Origin of the sequence: Actinoallomurus iriomotensis, from assembly GCF_030269445.1 — a bacterium.
GTDB lineage: Bacteria > Actinomycetota > Actinomycetes > Streptosporangiales > Streptosporangiaceae > Actinoallomurus > Actinoallomurus iriomotensis.
The window spans coordinates 81,845-101,055 of record NZ_BSTJ01000020.1; the positions used below are offsets into that span (position 1 = coordinate 81,845).

Here is a 19,211-nt window from a genome sequence, read left to right on the forward strand (position 1 = left end):
TAGCATGCGTGACCTTGCCCGCGCCGACGCGAACGGCACGGTAGACGGTGTTTCCGCTAGTCATGGCCGGTCCCCTTAGGTGTTGAATGTAGGTTCCGGAGTCGTCGGGCACCACGACGCTGGCCCGCGCTCTCGCCGCCCACTACGCGCGGCGCGGCGGCGTGTGGGCGGCGACGCGGTGGGTGCCGGAGTACGGGCGGCTGTACTGCGAGGAGAAGCTCGCCCTCGCCCGCCGCCGCGACCCGAGCCTGTGGCTGGGCGACCTCGACTGGGAGTCGGAGGAGTTCACCGTGATCGCCGAACGCCAGTTCGCCTGGGAGGAGTCCGCCGCGAGGGCGGGCTCGCCGCTGCTGGTGTGCGACACCGACGCCTTCGCCACCGAGCTGTGGCACGAGCGCTACGTCGGCACGCCGGCCCCGCCTCTGGCCCGTGGCCGTGGTGACCTGTGGATCCTCACCGACACGGCCGGTGTGCCGTTCGAGCAGGACGGCTGGCGCGACGGCGAGACCATCCGCGAGGCGATGTCGGCGCGGTTCGCCGAAGAACTGCGGCGACGCCGCCTCCCGCACGTCGTCGTGGCCGGCCCGCACGAGCGCCGCCTGAGCGAGGCCGTCGACGCGGTCGACGCCCTCCTCGGCAAGGGCTGGACCTTCACTCCTCCGCGCTGAGCCGGCAGGCGGCGAGTCGCCGTGCCGGGGCGGGATGGGTGAGCAGCGACCGTACCGAACGGCGGTACGCCCGCTGGGCCACCGAGAACGCCCGCTCGGCCGGAGAGAGGCCGACCCAGCGTAGGGCCAGCCGGTCGCAGTCGCGCTCGCCGCTCCGGTTGACGACGGCGACGACCGCGACGACGGCGACCACGCCGGGGACCAGCGCGAGCGGCCAGGCCGTGCCCACAGCGTAGAGGCACACGAGCGCGGTCATGAGGGCGGCCGGCCGCCGGACCGTGTCGTACCGGGCCAGGTGAGCGGCCTCGTGCGCGAGGAAGAACCGCGTGGCCTCCGGCACCACCGGCAGGCGTTCGTGCACCAGCACGACGGTTCGCCCACCGGCACGGAAGCAGCGGGTGAACCCGCCGACCTGACCGACGCGCACCGTGACCTCGCGCACCCCGCTCGGTGCGGTGACGGCCAGCACGGCGGCGGCCAGCGCGGGCGCCGGCACGGTGCGATACCGGCCGTCGGCCAGCAGACCGGCCAGCCGCAGGCGGTGGACGGCGGGGAGGACCGCGAAGACGACGAGCTGAGCCAGCGGTTCGACGAACAGCGCCCCGGTCGAGAACCCGGCCGCCACGACGACCGCCGTCACCGCGACCGACACGGCGAACGACCCCCAGCACCAGGCCAGCCGGCGTCCGCGTCCGCGTCCGGGCATCGGACGCGACAGCGCCGGAAGCCCGATCGCGTCCAGGTCGGCGGGAAGCATGCCCGGCAGCGTAGACCTTGACCGGACGCCCGCTCGTCGAGCCGGTGGGCCCCGAGGCGGTGCGTCGCGCCGCGGCTCCTACGCTCGTCTCCCGGGGGGCGGACTCCCCTGGTCGCCGTGTCGAAGGAGTACGCGTGAGTGAGGTTCGGGTCGCCGTCCTGGACGACTATCAGCGGGTGGCCGCCTCGATGGCGGACTGGGCCGGGCTGCCCGGCGTCTCGACGCGGTTCTTCGCCGAACACATCGCCGACCCCGACGCCCTGGTGGCCGCGCTGGAGCCGTTCGAGGTGGTCGTCGCGATGCGGGAACGCACGCCCTTCCCCCGTGAGGTGCTCGCGCGGCTGCCGCGGCTGCGGCTGCTGGTCACGACGGGGATGCGCAACGCCTCGATCGACCTGGACGCGGCGCGGGAGCTCGGCGTCGCCGTCTCCGGCACCCGCGGCAGCGCCGGGGGCACGGCCGAGCTCACCTGGGCCCTGATCCTCGGTCTCGTACGGACCGTCGCGGCCGACGACGCCCGGATCCGGGCGGGCGGCTGGCAGGAGGCCGTCGGCCTCGACCTGGACGGTCGTACGCTCGGCGTCGTGGGGCTCGGCCGGCTGGGCGCGCGGGTGGCCCGGGTCGGACCGGCGTTCGGCATGAACGTCATCGCGTGGAGCCCGAACCTGACGGCGGAGCGGGCCGCCGAGCACGAGGTGCGGCGGGTGGACCGGCGGGAGCTGTTCGGCTCGGCCGACATCGTGTCGCTGCACATGGCGCTGAGCGACCGTACGCGGGGCCTGGTCGGGGAGGCCGACCTGCGGGCGATGAAGCCCAGTGCGTTCTTCGTCAACACCGCGCGCGCCGGCCTGGTGGACCAGGACGCCCTCCGGAAGGCGCTGGAGGAGGGATGGATCGCCGGGGCCGGGCTCGACGTGTTCGACGTCGAGCCGCTGCCGGCGGACCACTGGCTGCGCTCCTCACCGCGCACGCTCCTTTCGCCGCACATGGGGTACGTCACCGAGCAGAGCTACCAGGTCTTCTACTCCGACGCGGTGGAGGACATCGCCGCCTTCCTGAACGGCGCGCCCATCCGCACGCTGTAGCGACGCTCAGCCGGCCTTGTCGAACTCGTCGGCCAGGTCGGCCAGGTCGTCGGCGTGCAGGTCGAACCGGTCCGACGCGGTGGGCGGGTCGCCGCCGGGGCGGGCGACGTACGCGGTGCGCAGGCCGATGTCCTGTGCTCCGCGCAGGTCCCAGGCGTGGGCGGCGACCATCAGCAGCCGCTCCGGCGGTCGTCCGGAGACGGTGACGGCCGACCGGTAGACGGCCGGGTCCGGCTTGTAGGTCCGGGCGTCTTCGGCGGACAGGACCTGGTGCCAGCGCAGTCCGGCATGGGCGTTGAGCCCCAGCAGCGCCGTCCGGCTCGCGTTGGAGAGTGCGATCAGCGGGAACCGCTCGGCGAGCCGGGCGAGCCCGGCCACGGTGTCGGGCCACGGCGGTGGCCGGCGGCCCGCCAGGGCCAGCGCCGCCACGGCGTCCGGGTCGTCCACCCCGGTGGCGTCTGCGACGAGCCGGGCGGCCTCCCGATCGAGAACGTCGCCGGCAACGTAGGGCCGGTCGCCGTCGACGACGCGGCGCTGCTCGCGGTCGACGTGCCGCTGCCACAGAGACAAGAGCCGCTCGGCCTCGGCATCGTCGAGCGACGGGGCGAGGCCGCGGATGCCGGCGCGGATGCCGGCGGATTCGTCGACGAGTGTGCCGAGCACGTCGAACACGATGGCGTCGATCTCGGACTCGGTCATAGGTGTGGTCTCCCGACGCGGCAGGGGTCGTCCATGTAAGGGGTAAAATGCTGTTTTGAATCGAACGTAGCGAGAGGCTCAGCAGGGATGCAAGTCGCGTTGGACGACCATGTCTGGGCGGCCGGGGTCGCGACCGAACTGGTCAACACCACTGCCGAGGTCTGGCGCGGCGACGACCACCTGCCCGACCTGGCCGCCCTGGTGGCGTTCGCCGACCTGCACGGTGACCGGTCCGGAGACGACGACCTCTCGGGAGCACTGTCCGAACTGGCCCGCCGAGCACGCCCGGCCGACCTTCGTGCGGTCCACGCGCTGCGGACGACCGTGCGCGACCTGATCGACCACCCCGGCCGCGACCACCTCATCGAAGGCGCAACCACGCTCACCTCGCCGGGCCGGGGCGCCACCCTGCTCCCCGATCGCGCACGCTGGGCCGTCCCGCTCCGCGCCGGAGCGACCGTCGCCGACGCCCTCTCGCTCATCTGCGGCGTCGGCATCCTCGGGGTCGTGCACACCCTCGGCGAGCAGCGCTTCCGGCCGTGCGGCGCGCCCACCTGCCGGGGGGCGTTCATCGACACCACCCGGCCTGGTCGCCGCCGCTACTGCATGCCCGGCCTGTGCGGCAACCGCGTCAACGTCGCCAACCACCGCGCCCGCCGAGCCGCGGCACGCGACGACCCCACGCCGGCCCCGTGACCGAGCGCCCGGCGGCTCAGGGGCGGGACTCGCGGGTGGGGTGGGGCGGCAGCCGTACGGCCGAGGTGCCCAGGCCGGCCGGCCGCAACGAGGACGCCCGCGGCACCGGAGCCCCGGACGACGCCGCGGGCGCGGGCGACACCGGAGCCGGCGCCGGGACCGTGGGTGCTCCCGGAGTGTTCAGGAGCGACGAAGGCGCGGGGGTCGTCGGCGGCGGAGCCGTGGGTGCGGTGGGGAGCGGGCGGGGCGCCGGTGGTTCCGGAGCGGCCGGGAGCGGCGGGGACATCGCCTCGCTCCGCAGGCGCAGGAGCTCCGGCTCGGTGTAGCGGACGCATCGGCGGTGCCACTCCAGAATCCCGGACATCCAGTCCTTCAGGTCCTCGACGTCACGGGTGAGGATGGCGCGGGTCCGCTCGTCCAGGTCGTGCTCCTCGAACATCACCGGCAGGTCGTCCGCCGCGATGTGCTCGAACTGGCGCATGCGGGCGGCCATGAGCTCGGCCGTGATGTCGCGGGCGGCGAGGCGGTCGACGCCGAGGAAGTTCTGGATGACCAGGATGATGTTGTGCGGCTCGCCTTCGAACTCGATCTCCTTCTGGTAGGAGAACAGGTCGTTGGTGAAGCACGCGTAGTCCTGCGCCGCCGTCTCCAGCTCGTGCACGACGCGGGTGCGGTAGATCTCCTCGGGCACGATCTCGGAGTGGGGGAGGCGGGCCAGGCTCCTGGTCAGGTCCGAGCCGAACGTCTTGCGCCGCATCTCGACGTAGTCGATCGGGTCCGGCACACGGTGGTGCGCCTGGTTCGCCAGCTCCCACAGCCAGCTCGCCGTCATGTCCTCCACCGCGGTGCGGAACCGGCACCGCGCCGCGGGCGTCATCGGCCCGGCCGTACGGCCCCACAGGTCGGCCAGGCCGCGTTCGAGCGGGTTCGCCGGCTCGGGGACCGGCCGGTCGTCCTCCAGCGGCATGAACAGCGACAGCCGGTCGTTGCAGACCCTGGCCGCCGGGAGGTTGCGGCTGGGCCCGAAGACGGCGGGGAAGTAGTCGTCACCGTAGGTGCCCCAGGACAGCCAGTCGGTGGACAGGCGCAGCTGTTCAGGCTCGGCGTCGGCGTGGATCATCGAGGCGCAGTGGGCCAGGTCGAGCCCGAGGAATCGCTTCTCGTCCCAGACCCCGCCGGCCTCCACTCCCGGCACCGAGTCGAAGAAACCCATGGCCCGCGCCCAGCCGGCGGAGTGGCGCCGTGCGTCGTCGATGTGCGGGCTCGTGCGGTGTGTGAAGGGCATGTACAGCTCCGGCAGCGGCAGGTGGCCGACCGGCTCGAACGGGCGGAAGGAGTGCTGCCGGATGCGGTGTCGTAGGCCCATCGCGACGGTGGCCGCCGAGGTGCCGAGGCCGGTCGGCCCGGACGGCAGGGAGGCGGCGTCGTTCATGTACCGGCTGGACCGGGCGTGCCACTCCTGCCCGCCGGACTGCCAGTCCTGCAGGCCTTTGACGTACGCGGCGACCGCGACCTGCTCGGCGGGCGACGCGCCGTGCCCGGCGAGCAGGCTCGGCACCTCGGTCAGCGCGGTGGTCTCGAACTGCTGGAGCCGTGAGGTCAGCAGGTCGTTGACCAGCTCGGCGGCCTCCTGCGTCGGGCAGCCGAAGAAGCGCTCGAAGACCAGCACGGCGTTGGAGTTCTCTCCCTCCTGCCGTACCTCGCGCTCGTAGGAGTACAGGTCGTTGCGCAGGTGGACGGCGTCGGAGAAGGTGTCCGACAGGACCTGCATCGGCCGCGTGCGGGCGAACCGCGCGGGGAGTTCGGCGCCGGCGGCGTACTCCACGAGGTTGGCCGACCAGGGTGCGCCGCCGACGCGCCGCCGCATCTGGACGTACTCGATCGGGTTGGCGATGCGGCCCTGGTCGATGTTGTCCAGCTCCCACATCGACTCGACCATCAGGTTGTGGGTGCTGAGGACGAAGCGACGCCGCCAGTCGTCCGACATCGCCGGGACGGTGCGCTCCCACAGGTCCTTCAACCCGGCCTCGGCGGCGTTCTCCGGATCCGGTGGAGTTTCGGTCATGAACAATTCGAGCCGGTCGACGTACGCCTTGGCGGCCGGGAGATCCCGTGAGTACTTGAACTCCTCGAGAAACTGATCATCGAAGAAGAACACCCAGATGTACCAGTCGGTGATCAGATCCAGCGTCGGGCCGTCACAGTCGGGATGGGTGTAGGCGCACATCAGGCCGTAGTCCATCCGTGCCAAGTCCGTTTCGTCCCAGACGAGACCGCCTCCGGGTTTGGGAGCGTCGAGCATTCCCATCTTCCGTGCCCAGGCGGTGCTGTGCTCTCGTGAACGCTCAAGATTCGGGTTGATTCGGGCGGGATACGGCATGTAGAAGTCAGGCATCACGAAAGGCTGCATGGAAAAAGGCTTACCCCATGGCGACGTCGGCAATACCCGGATCAAGAAATGGCAATGTGATCCTTTTTGTATGTGGGGAATTGTCGCTAATGCTAGGCATCGCCCGTTCTGTGACGAACGGGCGATGCCGGTTGCCGGGTCAGAAGGGCAGCTTGGCGGGCGGAGACGGCTTCTTGTCCCTCCACGCCGATCCGCGTGCGACGTGATAGTTGATCACGAAGCCGGGACGCTGCTTGGCGTACTCACCACCAGGCTTGGTCAGCACGTCCTCCGAGCCGAGGAACTCCCCGTCCGGGCTGAAGACGATCTCGGTACGGCTGCCGTACCCATGGTTGAGCGGGCCGCTGGCCGGCCAGTCGGCGGCGAACGCGATGCCCTTCCGGCGGAGCGGGTCGGTCACGGTGCCCACCGAGTAAACGCCCGGCAGCCGCGGGATCATTCGCATGATGCCGGCCCGGAGCTTGGGCGGCACCGGCGCGCTCATCAGGTCCTCGGAGACGGAGAGCAGCCGCTGCGCCGGGTTCCCGGGGCTCTGGAGATAGTTCTGGCGTAGCTGGTCAGGGTCGGTGGACAGATGCCTCAGCTGGTCGAAGGTCACGCCGTCGGCCCTCGACTCGTCGCCCATTCCGGAGAATTCGAACCGGCCGCCGGGCTTGGCCTGCGGATGGTCGGCACTCCAGCTCCCGGCCGCCCGGGAGTAGGTCTGGTAGTGGTCGTTGGACCAGACGCGGAAGCTGCTCGGCGAGCCCGCCTTACGCCAGGCCGCCTTGTCCTCGGGTGTCTGTGGCCGCGCGGGCAGGTCACGGCCGTAGAACAGGTTGCCGCCTCCCGCCTTGACGGCGGTCCACTCGAAGGTCTCCCACCCCGCACCGGTGATCGCGTAGTTCCCGGTCTTCGCCGAGACGATGTAGGACTGGCCCCAGACGGTGTCGGAGGTCCAGTACCGGCCCAGCGGCTGCGCCTCGGCCTTGTCGGCGGCCAGCATGATCGGCTCGCCGCCCACCTTTCCGTCGCCGGGCGTCTTCCCCGGCGTGGGGGTGCCACTCTGGTGTCCGGTGAGCGCTACGGTCACCGCCGCGGCCGCGCCGACCGCCACGACGCCGATCGCCAGCCGCCGCACCGGCCTCCCGCGACGCCGCGGGCTCTCGACCGGCTGGGCGAGCGCCTTCTCCAGGTCGCGGTAGCGGCGGTCCGCGTCCGGAGTGGCCTCCAGGTCCGCCGGCCGTGCCGCGGCCAGCGCATCCATGATCTTCATCGCGTCGTCTCCGTTCGGTAGGCGGTGGCCTGGCGGCGTACGGGCGCGGGCGTTTCGTCGGTCATCGCCCGTTCGAGGCGTTTGCGTGCTCGGTGCAGCCGTACGAAATAGGCGGCGCGCGAGCAGCCGATGACCTTCGCGGCCTCGTCGGTCGACAGGCCGTGCCAGGCCACGAGCGTCAGCAGTTCCCGGTCGGCGTCCGAGAGCGCCGCCAGCGCCCGCAGCACCGAGGCGCGCTCCTGCACGTCCTCCCCGATGTCGGGGACGGAGGAGGTCCAGTGCCGCAGCTCGGCGGCCAGCGAATCCTCGCGGGCCTTGGCGCGGTAGTTCTCCCGCAGGACGTTCCGTGCGATGCCGAGGATCCAGGGCAACGGCGGGTCCGGCAGGTCGTGAAAACGCCGCCAGACGACGCAGAACGTCTCGCTCGTCACCTCTTCGGCGAGCGTCCGCCCCGTACGGCTGACCGCGTAGGCGTGCACGCGCGGATACAACTCGTCGTACAGGGCGGTGAACCGGCCGACCGCGTCCGCGTCTGTCACCATCGGGCCCCTTCGTCGTGGTTGGCGCCTTCCATGGGTGCAGTGACGGGTGGGACCGGTTTCTTACAGGGCGGCACGCTACGTTTATCGGACGTCTTCCAGGGAGGGATCGCGTGTCCGGAAAGCGTGCGCTCGTCACCGGTGGTTCGCGGGGCATCGGCGCGGCCGTGGCCGCGCGGCTGGCGGGGGACGGCTTCACCGTCGCCGTCCACTGCGGGTCCGACGTCGCCGCCGCGCGGGCCGTCGCCGCCGGGCTTCCGGGCGAGGGCCATGTCGTCGTCGCCGGCGACCTCGCCGACCCGGCACAGGTCCAGCAATTCGTCGGCGAGGCGATCGCCGGGCTCGGCGGCGTGGACGTGCTGGTCAACAACGCGGCGGTCCACGGTGCGCAGCCGATCGACGCGACCTCGTACGAGGAGTGGCAGGAGGGCTGGCGGCGGGTCATCGACGTCAACGTGCACGGCACGGCCAACGTGACCTGGTGCGTCGTCGACCACCTGCGCACCCGGCCGGAGGGCGCCGAGGGCGCGCGGGTCATCAACGTCGGCTCGCGCGGCGCCTACCGCGGTGAGCCGGTCGCCGTCGCGTACGGGGCGAGCAAGGCGGCGGTGCACGCGATGACCCAGTCGCTCGCGGTCGCCCTGGCGCCGCACGGCGTCGGCGTCGCGGCCGTCGCCCCGGGGTTCGTCCGGACCGACATGGCCGAGACCCTGCTCTCCGGCCCGGCGGGCGACGCCGTCCGGGCACAGAGCCCGTTCGGCCGCGTCGCCGAGCCGGAGGAGGTCGCCGCGGCGGTGGCCTGGCTCGCCTCGCCGGACGCGCTGTGGGCCAGCGGCGCGGTGATCGACCTCAACGGCGCCTCCTACCTGCGTTAGTACTTGAGCAGGGAGACCTTCGCCAGGCAACCGTGCACGGTGACGGCCTGGTCGGAGGTGTTGTAGACGCACATCCGCAGCCGGTTCGTGGCGTCGACGCCGAACTGGCCGCCGATCTGGTCGCGGATCGTGCCGTTCTCGTCGGCGGTGTAGGTGAGCCGCCACGGGTCGTCGATGAAGGTCCCGTCGTCCTTGACCCGGGTCCACGCCACGTCGATCTTCGTGCCGGGGGCGAGGCCGCCCAGCTCGAACAGCGCGTCCGCGTTGACCCAGTACGCCGCGGTCGCGATCGCCACCGACACGCCGTTCTCGCCGTGGAGGCCGTGCTTGTCGCTGTACTCCTTGGTGAACTTGATGTCGGCGTTCGTGCCGGCGTCGATGACCTGCGTGCCGTCGACGCCGAGGCTGCAGACCAGGGCCATGTCGTCGTCTCCTCCCGGTGTGGCGCCGACGCGCCACTGTCCGTAGTCGCTCTTCTCGGCCCGGTCGTAGTCACAGCCGACGCCGCCGATGGTGTGGCCGTTGCTGTACTGCTGCAGGTGGGCGCGCTTGTCCCACTTCCCGCCGGACCAGGCGTACGTCTGCCACGCCCACGTGGCGTGGCCGCCGTCCAGGGCGCGCTTCACCGGGCCGTACCCGCCGTAGATGCCGACCTGGTCCCGGCCGAGGACCGAGGCGGCGCCGTCGAGGTAGGCGTTGATGGCGCTCTGTTGACCCGACGAGGCGTCCCAGTCCACGGCGAAGTAGACGGGGCGGCCGTCGGGCATTCCGCAGGCCCGTGCCTGGGTACGGGCGTCCGTGGCGTCCGCGGCGCCGGCGGCCTTGCCGGCCAGCGCGCGCTTGGCGGTGGTCTCCCAGACGACGACGATCCAGATGCCGGCGTCGGTCAGCTTGCGGGCCTCGGACGCGGTGAGGTTCTTCGAGGGACTGTGGGACAGGTACCGGCAGACGAACTTGATGCCGGCGGACGTGAGCGCGGACATGGAGGGACGCCCGAAGGCGTAGTCGATCCCCTCAGGCACGGCGCCTCGTCGGGCGTTTCATCTGACCTCCCGGCCGTTCGCGGCGATGCGGCCAGGACCCAGTGTTGTACGGGATTGCGCGATTTGTGCGGTCTTGGCGTTAAGTGGCAAAGCTCCGGATGTGCTCGATCACGGCGGTCACCGTGACGTACAGCGGCACGGTGCTCCGTCGTATCTGGGTCAGGAGCAGGCCGCCCTGCACGGCGGCCAGCATCGCGGTGGCCAGCGAGGCGGGGTCGGCGTCGGCGGACAGCTCCCCGCGCTCCCGCATCCGGGCCAGTCCCGTACGGATCGGGGCCTCCCAGCGGTTGAAGGCCGCGACGAGGTCCTCGCGCGCGAGGGGGTCGGTCTCGACGAGTTCGCCGGCGAGGGAGCCGATCTCGCAGCCGCCGGCGCAGTCGCGTGCCTCCTGTGCGGCGATGGCGCCGTCACGCCACATCTCGAGGGCCTCGAAGCTGTCGAGGGAGTCGAGGACGGGCCGCTGCTTCTCGAGGGTGGCGTCGATCTGGTGCGCGATCACCGCCCGGACCAGGCCCTGCTTGTCGCCGAAGTAGTGGTAGATCTGCGAGGCGCTGACGCCGGCGGCCTCCTGCACGTCGGGGATGCTCGTGCCCCCGACGCCCTTCTGGAACATCAGCTCCGCGGCGGCGCGGACGATCCGATCGCGCGTGGGACGTCCTCGGCTGGTCACCTCGCGTCCCGGTTGCGCCATGTGATCAGCGTATCCGACTGGAATTGACATTCCAATCGCCGTCGGCTAGGACTGGAAAGGTCATTCCAATGAGAGCCCCGGAGGAGTCATGGGATCACTGGACGGATCGATCGCGCTGGTCACGGGCGCGACGGCCGGCATCGGCCGGGCGGTGGCGCTCCAGCTCGCCGAGCTCGGCGCGGAGGTCATCGTGCACGGCCGCAACACCGCGCGCGGGCGGGAGACGGTGGCGGAGATCGAGGCGGCGGGCGGCCGGGCCCGCTTCGTGGCCGCCGATCTGGGCGCCGCGGACGAGGTGCGCCGGCTCGCCAAGGAGGCGGGCGACGTGGACATCCTGATCAACAACGCCGGGGTCTACCGGTTCGGCGCCACGTCGGAGGTCGACGACGCGACCTTCGACGAGCACATCGACACGAACCTGCGGGCGCCGTTCATCCTGGTCCAGGAACTCGCACCGGGCATGGCGGCACGCGGGCGCGGCTCGGTGGTCAACGTCTCCACGGTCGCCGCGTCGGCCCCGGTTCGCAGCGGCGGGATCTACGGAGCGTCCAAGGCGGCACTGGAACTGCTGACGCGGGTGTGGGCCGATGAGTTCGGGTCGTCGGGCGTCCGGGTGAACGCGGTCTCGTCCGGGCCGGCGTACACGCCCGGCACGGAGGGCTTCGGGGAGATGATCAACGCGCTGGGGGCGACGACGATCACCGGCCGTCCCGCCGACGCGGCCGAGATCGCGGCCGCGATCACCTTCCTGTGCACCCCGGCGGCGAGCTATGTGAACGGCACGGTGCTGGAGGCGACCGGCGGCAAGCCGGCACTCACCGTGGCGTAGGTCCGCCGCACGTCTTCGTGGAGCGTGAACTCACTCGCGGGTGGCGACAGGGCGCAACGGTCCCATGGCGAGAGTGGGCGCCGTCGCTGTGCCAGGCTGGTCGCATGCCATCGTCCCGCTCCAGAGGCGACGTCGGAGGCATCGCCTCCGACGTCGCCGCGTTCCACGCCGCGTTCGGCCTGCCCCGCAACGACACTCCCACGGTCGACGTGCCCGCCGAGGTCGCGGCGCTCCGCGTCCGCCTGCTCGCCGAGGAGGTCGAGGAGTTCGCCGCCGCCACCGACGACCGCGACATCGTGGGCATCGCCGACGCGCTGGCCGACGTCGTCTACGTCGCCTACGGCGCGGCCGTGACCTACGGCATCGACCTCGACGCGGTGCTCGCCGAGGTCCACCGGTCGAACATGACCAAGCTCGACGCCGACGGCCGGGTGCTGTTGCGCGAGGACGGCAAGGTCATGAAGTCCGGCCGCTACACCCCACCGGACGTCGCCGGCGTCCTCCGCGACCAGTCCCGCGGCTCCACGACCTAAAAGATCGAGTCTCCTTCCACCGGCGCGAAACGGGCCTGGAAGAAGCGGAGGTGTTCGGGCTCGTGGACGAACGTGAGACCGGTGGTGATCGCGTCCCTCTCTTTGAAGACACGGATGACGCTTTCGGCGACAACGTCGATGTGGTTGCGGGTGTAGACGCGTCGCGGGATGGCCAGCCGGACGAGTTCGAGGGCGGGGACGCGATTCTGTCCGGTGATCGGGTCGCGGCCGGCCGACACCATGCCGCGTTCGACTCCGCGTACCCCGGCGTCGGCGTAAAGCGCGGCGGCGAGAGTCTGGGCGGGAAGCTGGGCGCGCGGGATGTGCGGCAGGATCGCCGCCGCGTCCAGGAACACCGCATGCCCGCCGATGGGCCGTACCACCGGCACACCCATATCGATCAGGCGTTCGCCGAGGTAGGCGACCTGCTGCACGCGTGCCCGAATGCTCTCATCGACGATCGACTCTTCAATGCCGACTGCCAGCGCCTCCATGTCGCGGCCCGCCATGCCGCCGTAGGTGTGCAGGCCCTCGTAGACGACGCACAGGTCACGGGCCTTCGCCGCGAGATCCGGATCGCGCACCCCCAGCCATCCGCCGATGTTGGTGAAGCTGTCCTTCTTCGCCGACATGGTCGCGCCGTCGGTCAGGTCGCACATCGCGCGCAGGATCTCGGCGATCGTGCGGCCCTCCCAGCCACGCTCACGTTGCTGCACGAACCAGGCGTTCTCCACCGCCCGGGCCGCGTCGAGGATCAGGAGAATGCCTCGCCGCCGGGTGATTTCGCGGACCTCTGCCAGATTGGCCATGCTGATGGGCTGGCCACCGGCCATGTTGACGGGCGCCCCGATCGACACGTACGGGACGGAGTCCGCGCCGACCTCGTCGATGACGGCGGTCAGCTTCGCCAGGTCCACGTCGCCCTTGAACGGAAGTTCGGCGGCCGGATCGTGGGCCTCGTCGATGATCACATCGTGGAAGGTCGCGCCGTTGCGTTCCTGGTGCAGCCGGGTACTGGGAAAGTACATGTTCCCGGGGACGTGGTCGCCGGGCGTGATCAGGCATTGGGACAGGATGTTCTCCGCCGCCCGCCCCTGGTGGGTGGGGATGATGTGTTCGTAGCCGTAGTGGGCACGGACGGCGCTCTCCAGCCGGTCGAAGCTCCGCGCCCCCGCGTAGGCCTCATCGCCGATCATCATCGCGGCCCATTGCCGGTCGGACATGGCGTTCGTGCCCGAATCGGTGAACAGGTCGATATAGACGTCATCGGACCGCAAGAGAACCGTGTTGAAGCCGGCCTCCGCGATGGCATGCCGGCGTTCCTCCCGGCTCTTGGTCCGGATCGGTTCCACGACCTTGATCCGCCAGGGCTCGGCGGGATATTCGGCGGGCATCGTCTTTCTCCTCTGGTCAGGCCGGGGAAACGGTTGTGGACGATGAACTGGGCGGTTCTTCCCAGCGCAGTCCGTCGGACGAGGGGACGAGGCCGCCAGGGGACAACGGCGCCTCTTCGGCGAGTTCGCCGAGCGCGGCCCGTGACTGCAGCCGTGAGCCCTCGTCCATGAGACCCGGGACGAACGGTCTGCGGCCGACCGCGCCCACCTCGCCGTCGGGCCGGCCCGCGATCCGGTCGACCGCGTCACCGAACTCGCGGGCCGCCCCGGCGACACGCTCTCGGGCGGATCGGCTCACCAAGGCGTTCTCGCCGGAGGCGACACCGCCGACGAGGTCGACGAAGGCCTCGATCTCACTGTCCGGGCAGTTCGTCACCTTCTTCGCCGCCCAGAAGTAGGACTGTTCGTCGACATGCATCTGGTAGAAGGAGATCAGGAACTGGTAGAAGAGGCCGAACTCCCGGCGGTAGCGGGCCTCGAACTCCGCGAAGGCCCGTGCCTCCTCCATGCCACCGTCCAGGACGCTGTTGATGGAACGGGCCGCGAGCAGCCCGCTGTACGTGGCCAGGTGCACGCCCGAGGAGAAGACCGGGTCGATGAAGCACGCCGCGTCGCCGACGAGGGCCATGCCCGGCCGCCAGAAGGCCGTGTTGCGGTATGAGTAGTCCTTCCGCGTCCGGATCTGGCCGTACGGCCCGGTCGTCACCCGTTTCGCGTCCTTGAGGAAGTCGGCCATCTCCGGGCAGTCCGTGATCAGCGCCATGAGGGCCTGCTCCGGGTCACCCTGCACGCGTGCGGCCATCTCCCGCTTCACGACGGCGCCGACACTCGTCAGCTCGGCGCTCAGCGGTATGTACCAGAACCAGCCGTCGGAGAAGGCCGCGCAGAAAATGTTGCCGGCGTTGGGCGCGGGCAGGCGCCTGCCGCCCTCGAAGTAGCCGAACAGGGCGATGTTCTGGAAGAACTCGGAGTACTGCCGCTCACCGCGTACACCCTTCCGTACGCGACTGGTGTGCCCGGACGCGTCGATCACGAAGCGGGCGTCGGCCTGCCGCTCGTCGCCGGACGGGTCGGTGAACCGTACGCCGCGTACGGCGTCGTCATCCTCGACCAGGCCGGTGACCGTATGGCCCTGGCGGACCTCGGCTCCCTTGCGCGCGGCGTTCCGCAGCAGGATGTCGTCGAACTTCATCCGCTCGACCTGGTAGGCGTGTGAGGTCGGCCCCGCCATGCGGCGGGAGGTGGCGAAGGTGAAGGTCCACGGCTCATCGCTGGCCCCCCATCGGAACGTGCCGCCGCGTTTACGGACGAATCCGGCTTCGGCGATCTCGTCGGCGACGCCGAGCATGCGGCAGACCCCGTGCACGGTCGCGGGGAGCAGCGACTCGCCGATCTGGTAACGGGGAAAGGTCTCCCGTTCCAGCACGAGCACCCGGTGACCTGCTTGGGCGGCCAACGTCGCGACGGTCGAGCCGGCGGGCCCGCCACCGACCACGACCACATCGAAGACCTCAGTGGGCGATGCCGTCATGAATGGCTCCTTGTCAACTCGATCGGCGGACGGCCGGACCGTCCGGCCCCAGGTGGTCCGCCAGGCTCGCGACGGTGGGAAAGTCGAGCAGGTCCTCCAGCTCGCACCGGACACCCATCGCGGTGAGCCGGGCCGCGGACTCCGCGGCCAGGAGACTGTCCCCTCCCAGGTCGACGAAGTCGTCGTCGGCGCCGATGTCATCGACGTTGAGCAGCTCGGACCAGAGCATCGCGATCGTCTGCTGCAGGCCGTCGCCGGGAGGCACGTACGGGGTGGTGAGCGCCGGGCGGGCGAACTCGGGAGCGGGCAGCGCCGCCCGGTCCACCTTGCCGTGCGCGGTGGACGGCAGTGCGGCGAGGAGGACGTACACGGCGGGGATCATGAAGCCGGGCAACCGCCCGCCCAGGAACGCGCGCAGGTCCGTGGCGGTCGGTTCGCCCTGTGCCACCAGGTAGGCGGCGAGACACTGCCGTCCGCCGCCACGCGTCACGAGGACGACGGCCGCCTGGCTCACCGCGGGGTGGGCGAGCAGCGCTCGCTCGACCTCGCCGAGCTCGATGCGATGTCCCCGGACCTTGACCTGCTGGTCGACTCTGCCGAGGAACTCCAGTGCACCGTCAGGGCGCATGCGGACACGATCACCGGTCTGATAGGCGGCGGGATCTCCCACGAATCGCTCGGCGGTGAGCTCAGGCCGGTTCAGGTATCCGCGGGCCACGCACGCGCCACTGATCAGGAGTTGCCCGGCCTGACCGTCGGGCACCGGTCGTCCGTCCGGGCCCGCCACCACGACGTCGGCACCGGTGATCGGGGTCCCGATCACCGGCTGCCGGTGATCGGCCACGCGCGCCGAGGTGGCGAAGACCGTGCACTCGCTCGGGCCGTACAGGTTGACGGCGATCGTGCGCGGGGCTTCCCGCAGGCGGTTCCACAGTCCCTGTCCGACGGCTTCACCGCCGAGAAGCACCATCGCCGGCGGCCGGGCGGTCTCCAGCAGCCCGGCGGTGATCATCGGCTCAAGAATGCTGGGAACGGCCTCCATGACGTCGATGTCATGCTCCGTGACGAGGTCGACCAACGCGCGAGGGTCACGATGAGTGCTTCCGTCCGCCAGCACCAGGCGGTGCCCCGCGAGCATCCACATCAGGGGATTCCAGGACGCGTCAAAGGAGAACGCGAATGAATGCGCCACGTTCAGGCGCTCACGCTCCGCGGCTTCGACCGCGACGGGAAACAGCGAGCGCTCGTGCTCGGCGTACAGATTGGTGAGGTTGCGCTGTTCGACGACCACGCCTTTGGGGGCGCCGGACGATCCGGACGTGTAGACGACGTACGCGGCGTGGTGCGGCAGGATCGGCCCACCGCGTTCGGCATCGGTCAGGTTCCGGGTGTCCTCATCCGCCGTCGGTCCATTCACGATGATCCGGTCGACTGAGGGCGCCAGATGCGGAGCGCTCCGCTCGTCGGTCAGCACAATGGCCGGGTTCGCGTCCCCCAGCATGAGGGCGATTCGCGGGTCGCGCGGATCGATCGCCAGGTGGACGGCACCCGCCTTGAGCACCGCGAGCAGCGCTTGTACGGAGGCGATGGAACGATTCAGCACGCATCCGACCACCTGCTCGGCGCCGGCGCCATGGCGGACCAGCCGGCGGGCCAGCGCGTTGGCCGCGGTGTTCAACTCCCCGAAGGTCGCGGACTGCGATCCACAGACCACGGCGACCTCGTCCGGCCGCCGATTCGCCTGGTGTTCGAACAGTCCCAGGACCGATGCCCGCGCGACCCGTCCGCCGTTCACGAGCCGACCTCGATGTGGCGAGCCAGCTCCTGCCAGAAGGCGGCGATTCCCGCGCGATCGTGGGAGAAGAAGAGGTGCGGACCCGGCACCGTGAACGAGTCGAACGAACCCGTGGTCCACTCCGCCCAGTCGCGTACGGTCCAGTCCGCGACCAGGCGGTCGGCCTCTCCGCGTACCGCGACGATCGGGCAGGCCAGTGGCTCCACCGGTGGCGAGTCATAGCGACGGATCATCTCCAGGTCGCGGCGCAGCCGGGCCAGGAAGGACGGGTCCGCCGCCGTACGGGACCGAACGGCCGGATCGGTGTCGCCACAACGGGCCATGAACTCCAGCAGCGACGCGTCGTCGAGAGGCTGGTTTCGCGCGAAACCGCACCATCGCGGCGCCGCGCATCCCGCCACCACCAGAGCGGTCGGCGCCACGTCGCCGGCGAGCCGCCGCGCCGTCTCCAGGGCCACCAATGCGCCCAGACTGGCTCCTACCAGGATCGTCGGGGCCGTATCGGCGCTGGTCCGCAGCCGATCCGCCACCGCTTCCGCCACGGTCGGAACCTCGGGGACGGGCCGCCCGGCATCCTCAGCGGTGGTGTACCGCACGGTGGACGATCGCGTGACGGGACCCGCCGCGACCAGCGTACGGAAGGTCCAGTTCGAGCCGCCCGCCGGCGGGAAATAGACCACCGACGGGATGGCCGGCGTCCCCTGGCCGACCCGTCCTGTGTCGAGTACGGGCGACCGGAGACCTTGGGGCTGTGTCTTCACCGTTCCTCACCTGTCTCGGCGACGCCACTTCGGGACAAGCCACAGCTCAGCCCTGCAAGGGGGGTTAGACGTGATAGACGCGAGGTCATGACGTTGGCGCGTTCCAGCCCGAGAATGCCGGGACCGAGCCGCCCGGGGTTATGGAACATATGTCGCGGCACGCAAAGATGCCGCTGAGCATTCTCCGGTCGACGAACATCCGTCGAATCGAAGGAACTATGTGGACATAACGGCGATTCAGTATTCAGATGCCTACGTTCGGCAACGGATAGGACTGTAACGCTGAAACTCCGGTTTGTGAAGGACCCAATCCCCTCCGTACGGTGCGGCCCTGGCGTACGCCACGACTCCCTAAACCCCGTGTCCAGCCGCATCCGCCTCTTCCGCGCACGTCACGTCCTCGGCGAGGCCGATCCATGACAGCAGCGGGCCGGTCATAAGCGTGGTGATCAGCGCCATGAGGACGAGTACCGCGAAGAGCTCCCCGTTGATGATCCCGGAGGCGAGTCCGACATTGAGCGCGACCAGTTCTGTCAGGCCCCGGGTGTTCACCAGGGCGGCGACGAGGGCCGACTGGCGCGGGTCGAGTCCGCTGATCCGCGAGACCCCGTAGGCCGGACCGAGCTTGCCCGCCACGGCGATGACCAGAATCATCGCGAGCAGCAGGACGCCGTCGCCGTCCACCGAGCCGATGTCGAACGACAGGCCCGTTGCGACGAAGAAGAGCGGCAGGAGGAGTTCGGCGCTCTGCTCCATCGGGCGGAGCACCCTCTCATCCGGCACGCCGTTCTCACGCGGCATCGCGAGTCCGGCGAGGAAGCCGCCGAACACGGCGTGCAGGCCGAGTGAGGCGGTGACCCACGCGCTTCCGAGCGCGAGGCCCAGCGCGATCGGGACGCGTTCGGCGAGGAGCGCGCCGGAGCGCCCGAGCCACCAGGCGAGGACCGGACGCACCACGAGGAACATGATCAGGACGAACGCCGCGACGAGAACGAGCACGACCGGCCAGTGCCGGCGTGGCGCGCTTCCGGTGCCGGTGAGTGCCGCGGCCAGCATCAGCCACGCGCCCACGTCCATCAGCCCGGCCGCGGACATCGCCACCGTGCCGGCTCGGGTGCCCGCGATGCCGCGCTCGCGGACGATGGCCGCGAGCACCGGAAGCGCGCTGATCGAGACCGCCACGGCCATGAAGAGCGGGAACGGCCGCGCGTCGACGTGATGAGGATCGACGGCCGCGAACACACCGTGGAACATCTGCACCGCTCCGGCGCCGAGCCCCATGGGGATCAGCAGCGCGAACAGTGCGACGATTCCCGCACTGTGGCCGCCACGGCGCAGCATCCGCGAGTCGATCTCATAGCCCGCCACGAACATGAAGATCACGATGGCGACCTGCGACAGCACCGACAGGAAGGGGCGTACGTCGGCGGGGAAGAGACGGTCGGTGAGATCGCCCGGCAGCCGCCCGAGCAGGGTCGGTCCCAGCACGACGCCGGCGATGATCTGGCCGATGACGGTCGGCTGACCGCACCGGCGCGCCAGCGTGCCGAGCAGCCAGGACACGACGACGACCAAGGCGACGTCACCGATCACCGTGGCCGTGACCGATTCCGGGTTCATCCGGGGATCATCCTGCACACAGCCGGCTGC

The 19,211-nt window shown here is 70.7% G+C and carries 17 protein-coding genes and 1 pseudogene; 6 read left to right on the top strand and 12 right to left on the bottom strand.

The features are described from left to right. Positions 1 to 107 precede the first annotated feature (107 nt). Positions 108 to 668 (top strand): annotated as a pseudogene (locus tag QSK37_RS48855) (AAA family ATPase); the annotation flags it as partial. Here the strand turns inward: QSK37_RS48855 and QSK37_RS48860 are convergent. Beyond that, positions 652 to 1,425, bottom strand: coding sequence for a M48 family metalloprotease (locus tag QSK37_RS48860; RefSeq protein ID WP_285636212.1), 774 nt, complete (start codon positions 1,423 to 1,425; stop codon positions 652 to 654). The pseudogene QSK37_RS48855 and the gene QSK37_RS48860 overlap by 17 nt on opposite strands. A gap of 134 nt (positions 1,426 to 1,559) precedes the next feature. Here QSK37_RS48860 and QSK37_RS48865 point away from each other — a divergent pair, with 134 nt between their 5' ends. Further along, the gene (locus QSK37_RS48865) at positions 1,560 to 2,510 is read left to right on the top strand and encodes a D-2-hydroxyacid dehydrogenase family protein (protein WP_285636215.1); all 951 of its coding nucleotides are present in this window, start codon (positions 1,560 to 1,562) and stop codon (positions 2,508 to 2,510) included. A 6-nt stretch (positions 2,511 to 2,516) separates the two neighbouring features. On the opposite strand, the gene QSK37_RS48870 is transcribed toward QSK37_RS48865, so the two are convergent. Next, positions 2,517 to 3,209 carry a haloacid dehalogenase type II gene (locus QSK37_RS48870; protein ID WP_285636218.1) on the bottom strand — a complete coding sequence of 231 codons (693 nt, stop codon included), beginning with the start codon at positions 3,207 to 3,209 and terminating at the stop codon, positions 2,517 to 2,519. A gap of 87 nt (positions 3,210 to 3,296) precedes the next feature. On the opposite strand from QSK37_RS48870, the gene QSK37_RS48875 reads away from it, so the two are divergent. After that, on the top strand, positions 3,297 to 3,905 hold the full coding sequence (locus QSK37_RS48875; protein WP_285636221.1) for a CGNR zinc finger domain-containing protein: 609 nt from the start codon (positions 3,297 to 3,299) through the stop codon (positions 3,903 to 3,905). Positions 3,906 to 3,921: 16 nt separating this feature from the next. Here QSK37_RS48875 and QSK37_RS48880 read toward each other — a convergent pair whose 3' ends face one another. The 3 genes from QSK37_RS48880 to QSK37_RS48890 form a co-directional block, all read right to left on the bottom strand. Continuing rightward, a complete protein-coding gene (locus QSK37_RS48880; RefSeq protein ID WP_349498056.1) occupies positions 3,922 to 6,300 on the bottom strand; it encodes a terpene synthase family protein in 2,379 nt (792 codons plus the stop codon). Positions 6,301 to 6,454: 154 nt separating this feature from the next. After that, positions 6,455 to 7,570, bottom strand: coding sequence for a hypothetical protein (locus QSK37_RS48885; RefSeq protein ID WP_285636227.1), 1,116 nt, complete (start codon positions 7,568 to 7,570; stop codon positions 6,455 to 6,457). Next, a complete protein-coding gene (locus QSK37_RS48890) occupies positions 7,567 to 8,112 on the bottom strand; it encodes an RNA polymerase sigma factor (RefSeq protein ID WP_285636230.1) in 546 nt (181 codons plus the stop codon). The genes QSK37_RS48885 and QSK37_RS48890 overlap by 4 nt, the downstream gene beginning before the upstream one ends. A 110-nt stretch (positions 8,113 to 8,222) precedes the next feature. Between QSK37_RS48890 and QSK37_RS48895 the strand changes: the two genes are divergently transcribed. Continuing rightward, on the top strand, positions 8,223 to 8,984 hold the full coding sequence (locus QSK37_RS48895; RefSeq protein WP_285636232.1) for an SDR family NAD(P)-dependent oxidoreductase: 762 nt from the start codon (positions 8,223 to 8,225) through the stop codon (positions 8,982 to 8,984). On the opposite strand, the gene QSK37_RS48900 is transcribed toward QSK37_RS48895, so the two are convergent. Together QSK37_RS48900 and QSK37_RS48905 are read right to left on the bottom strand one after the other, a co-directional pair. After that, positions 8,981 to 10,006 (bottom strand): glycoside hydrolase domain-containing protein, encoded by a 1,026-nt coding sequence (locus QSK37_RS48900; protein WP_285636235.1) that lies wholly within the window; start codon positions 10,004 to 10,006, stop codon positions 8,981 to 8,983. The genes QSK37_RS48895 and QSK37_RS48900 overlap by 4 nt on opposite strands. 100 nt (positions 10,007 to 10,106) lie before the next feature. Then, positions 10,107 to 10,718, bottom strand: coding sequence for a TetR/AcrR family transcriptional regulator (locus tag QSK37_RS48905; RefSeq protein WP_285577059.1), 612 nt, complete (start codon positions 10,716 to 10,718; stop codon positions 10,107 to 10,109). Between the two features lie 88 nt (positions 10,719 to 10,806). Here QSK37_RS48905 and QSK37_RS48910 point away from each other — a divergent pair, with 88 nt between their 5' ends. Beyond that, positions 10,807 to 11,547 carry an SDR family NAD(P)-dependent oxidoreductase gene (locus QSK37_RS48910; RefSeq protein WP_285636238.1) on the top strand — a complete coding sequence of 247 codons (741 nt, stop codon included), beginning with the start codon at positions 10,807 to 10,809 and terminating at the stop codon, positions 11,545 to 11,547. A gap of 104 nt (positions 11,548 to 11,651) precedes the next feature. Next, positions 11,652 to 12,080 (top strand): pyrophosphohydrolase domain-containing protein, encoded by a 429-nt coding sequence (locus QSK37_RS48915; protein ID WP_285636241.1) that lies wholly within the window; start codon positions 11,652 to 11,654, stop codon positions 12,078 to 12,080. Here QSK37_RS48915 and QSK37_RS48920 read toward each other — a convergent pair. The 5 genes from QSK37_RS48920 to QSK37_RS48940 all read right to left on the bottom strand — a co-directional run bounded on the left by QSK37_RS48920 (position 12,077) and on the right by QSK37_RS48940 (position 19,181). Beyond that, complete coding sequence (locus QSK37_RS48920) at positions 12,077 to 13,474, bottom strand: tryptophanase (protein WP_285636243.1); 1,398 nt, start codon at positions 13,472 to 13,474, stop codon at positions 12,077 to 12,079. The two genes, QSK37_RS48915 and QSK37_RS48920, sit on opposite strands and share 4 nt — an antisense overlap. A gap of 16 nt (positions 13,475 to 13,490) precedes the next feature. Then, positions 13,491 to 15,005: a tryptophan 7-halogenase gene (locus QSK37_RS48925; RefSeq protein ID WP_285636245.1), complete on the bottom strand. Its 1,515-nt coding sequence runs from the start codon at positions 15,003 to 15,005 to the stop codon at positions 13,491 to 13,493. A gap of 13 nt (positions 15,006 to 15,018) precedes the next feature. Next, entirely contained in the window at positions 15,019 to 16,800 is a 1,782-nt protein-coding gene (locus QSK37_RS48930; RefSeq protein ID WP_285636248.1) for a non-ribosomal peptide synthetase, read from the bottom strand. Further along, positions 16,797 to 17,561, bottom strand: a complete 765-nt coding sequence (locus tag QSK37_RS48935) for a thioesterase II family protein (RefSeq protein WP_285636251.1) — start codon at positions 17,559 to 17,561, stop codon at positions 16,797 to 16,799. The genes QSK37_RS48930 and QSK37_RS48935 overlap by 4 nt, the downstream gene beginning before the upstream one ends. Before the next feature lie 351 nt (positions 17,562 to 17,912). Then, positions 17,913 to 19,181, bottom strand: coding sequence for a cation:proton antiporter (locus QSK37_RS48940; RefSeq protein ID WP_285636255.1), 1,269 nt, complete (start codon positions 19,179 to 19,181; stop codon positions 17,913 to 17,915). Positions 19,182 to 19,211 lie beyond the last annotated feature (30 nt).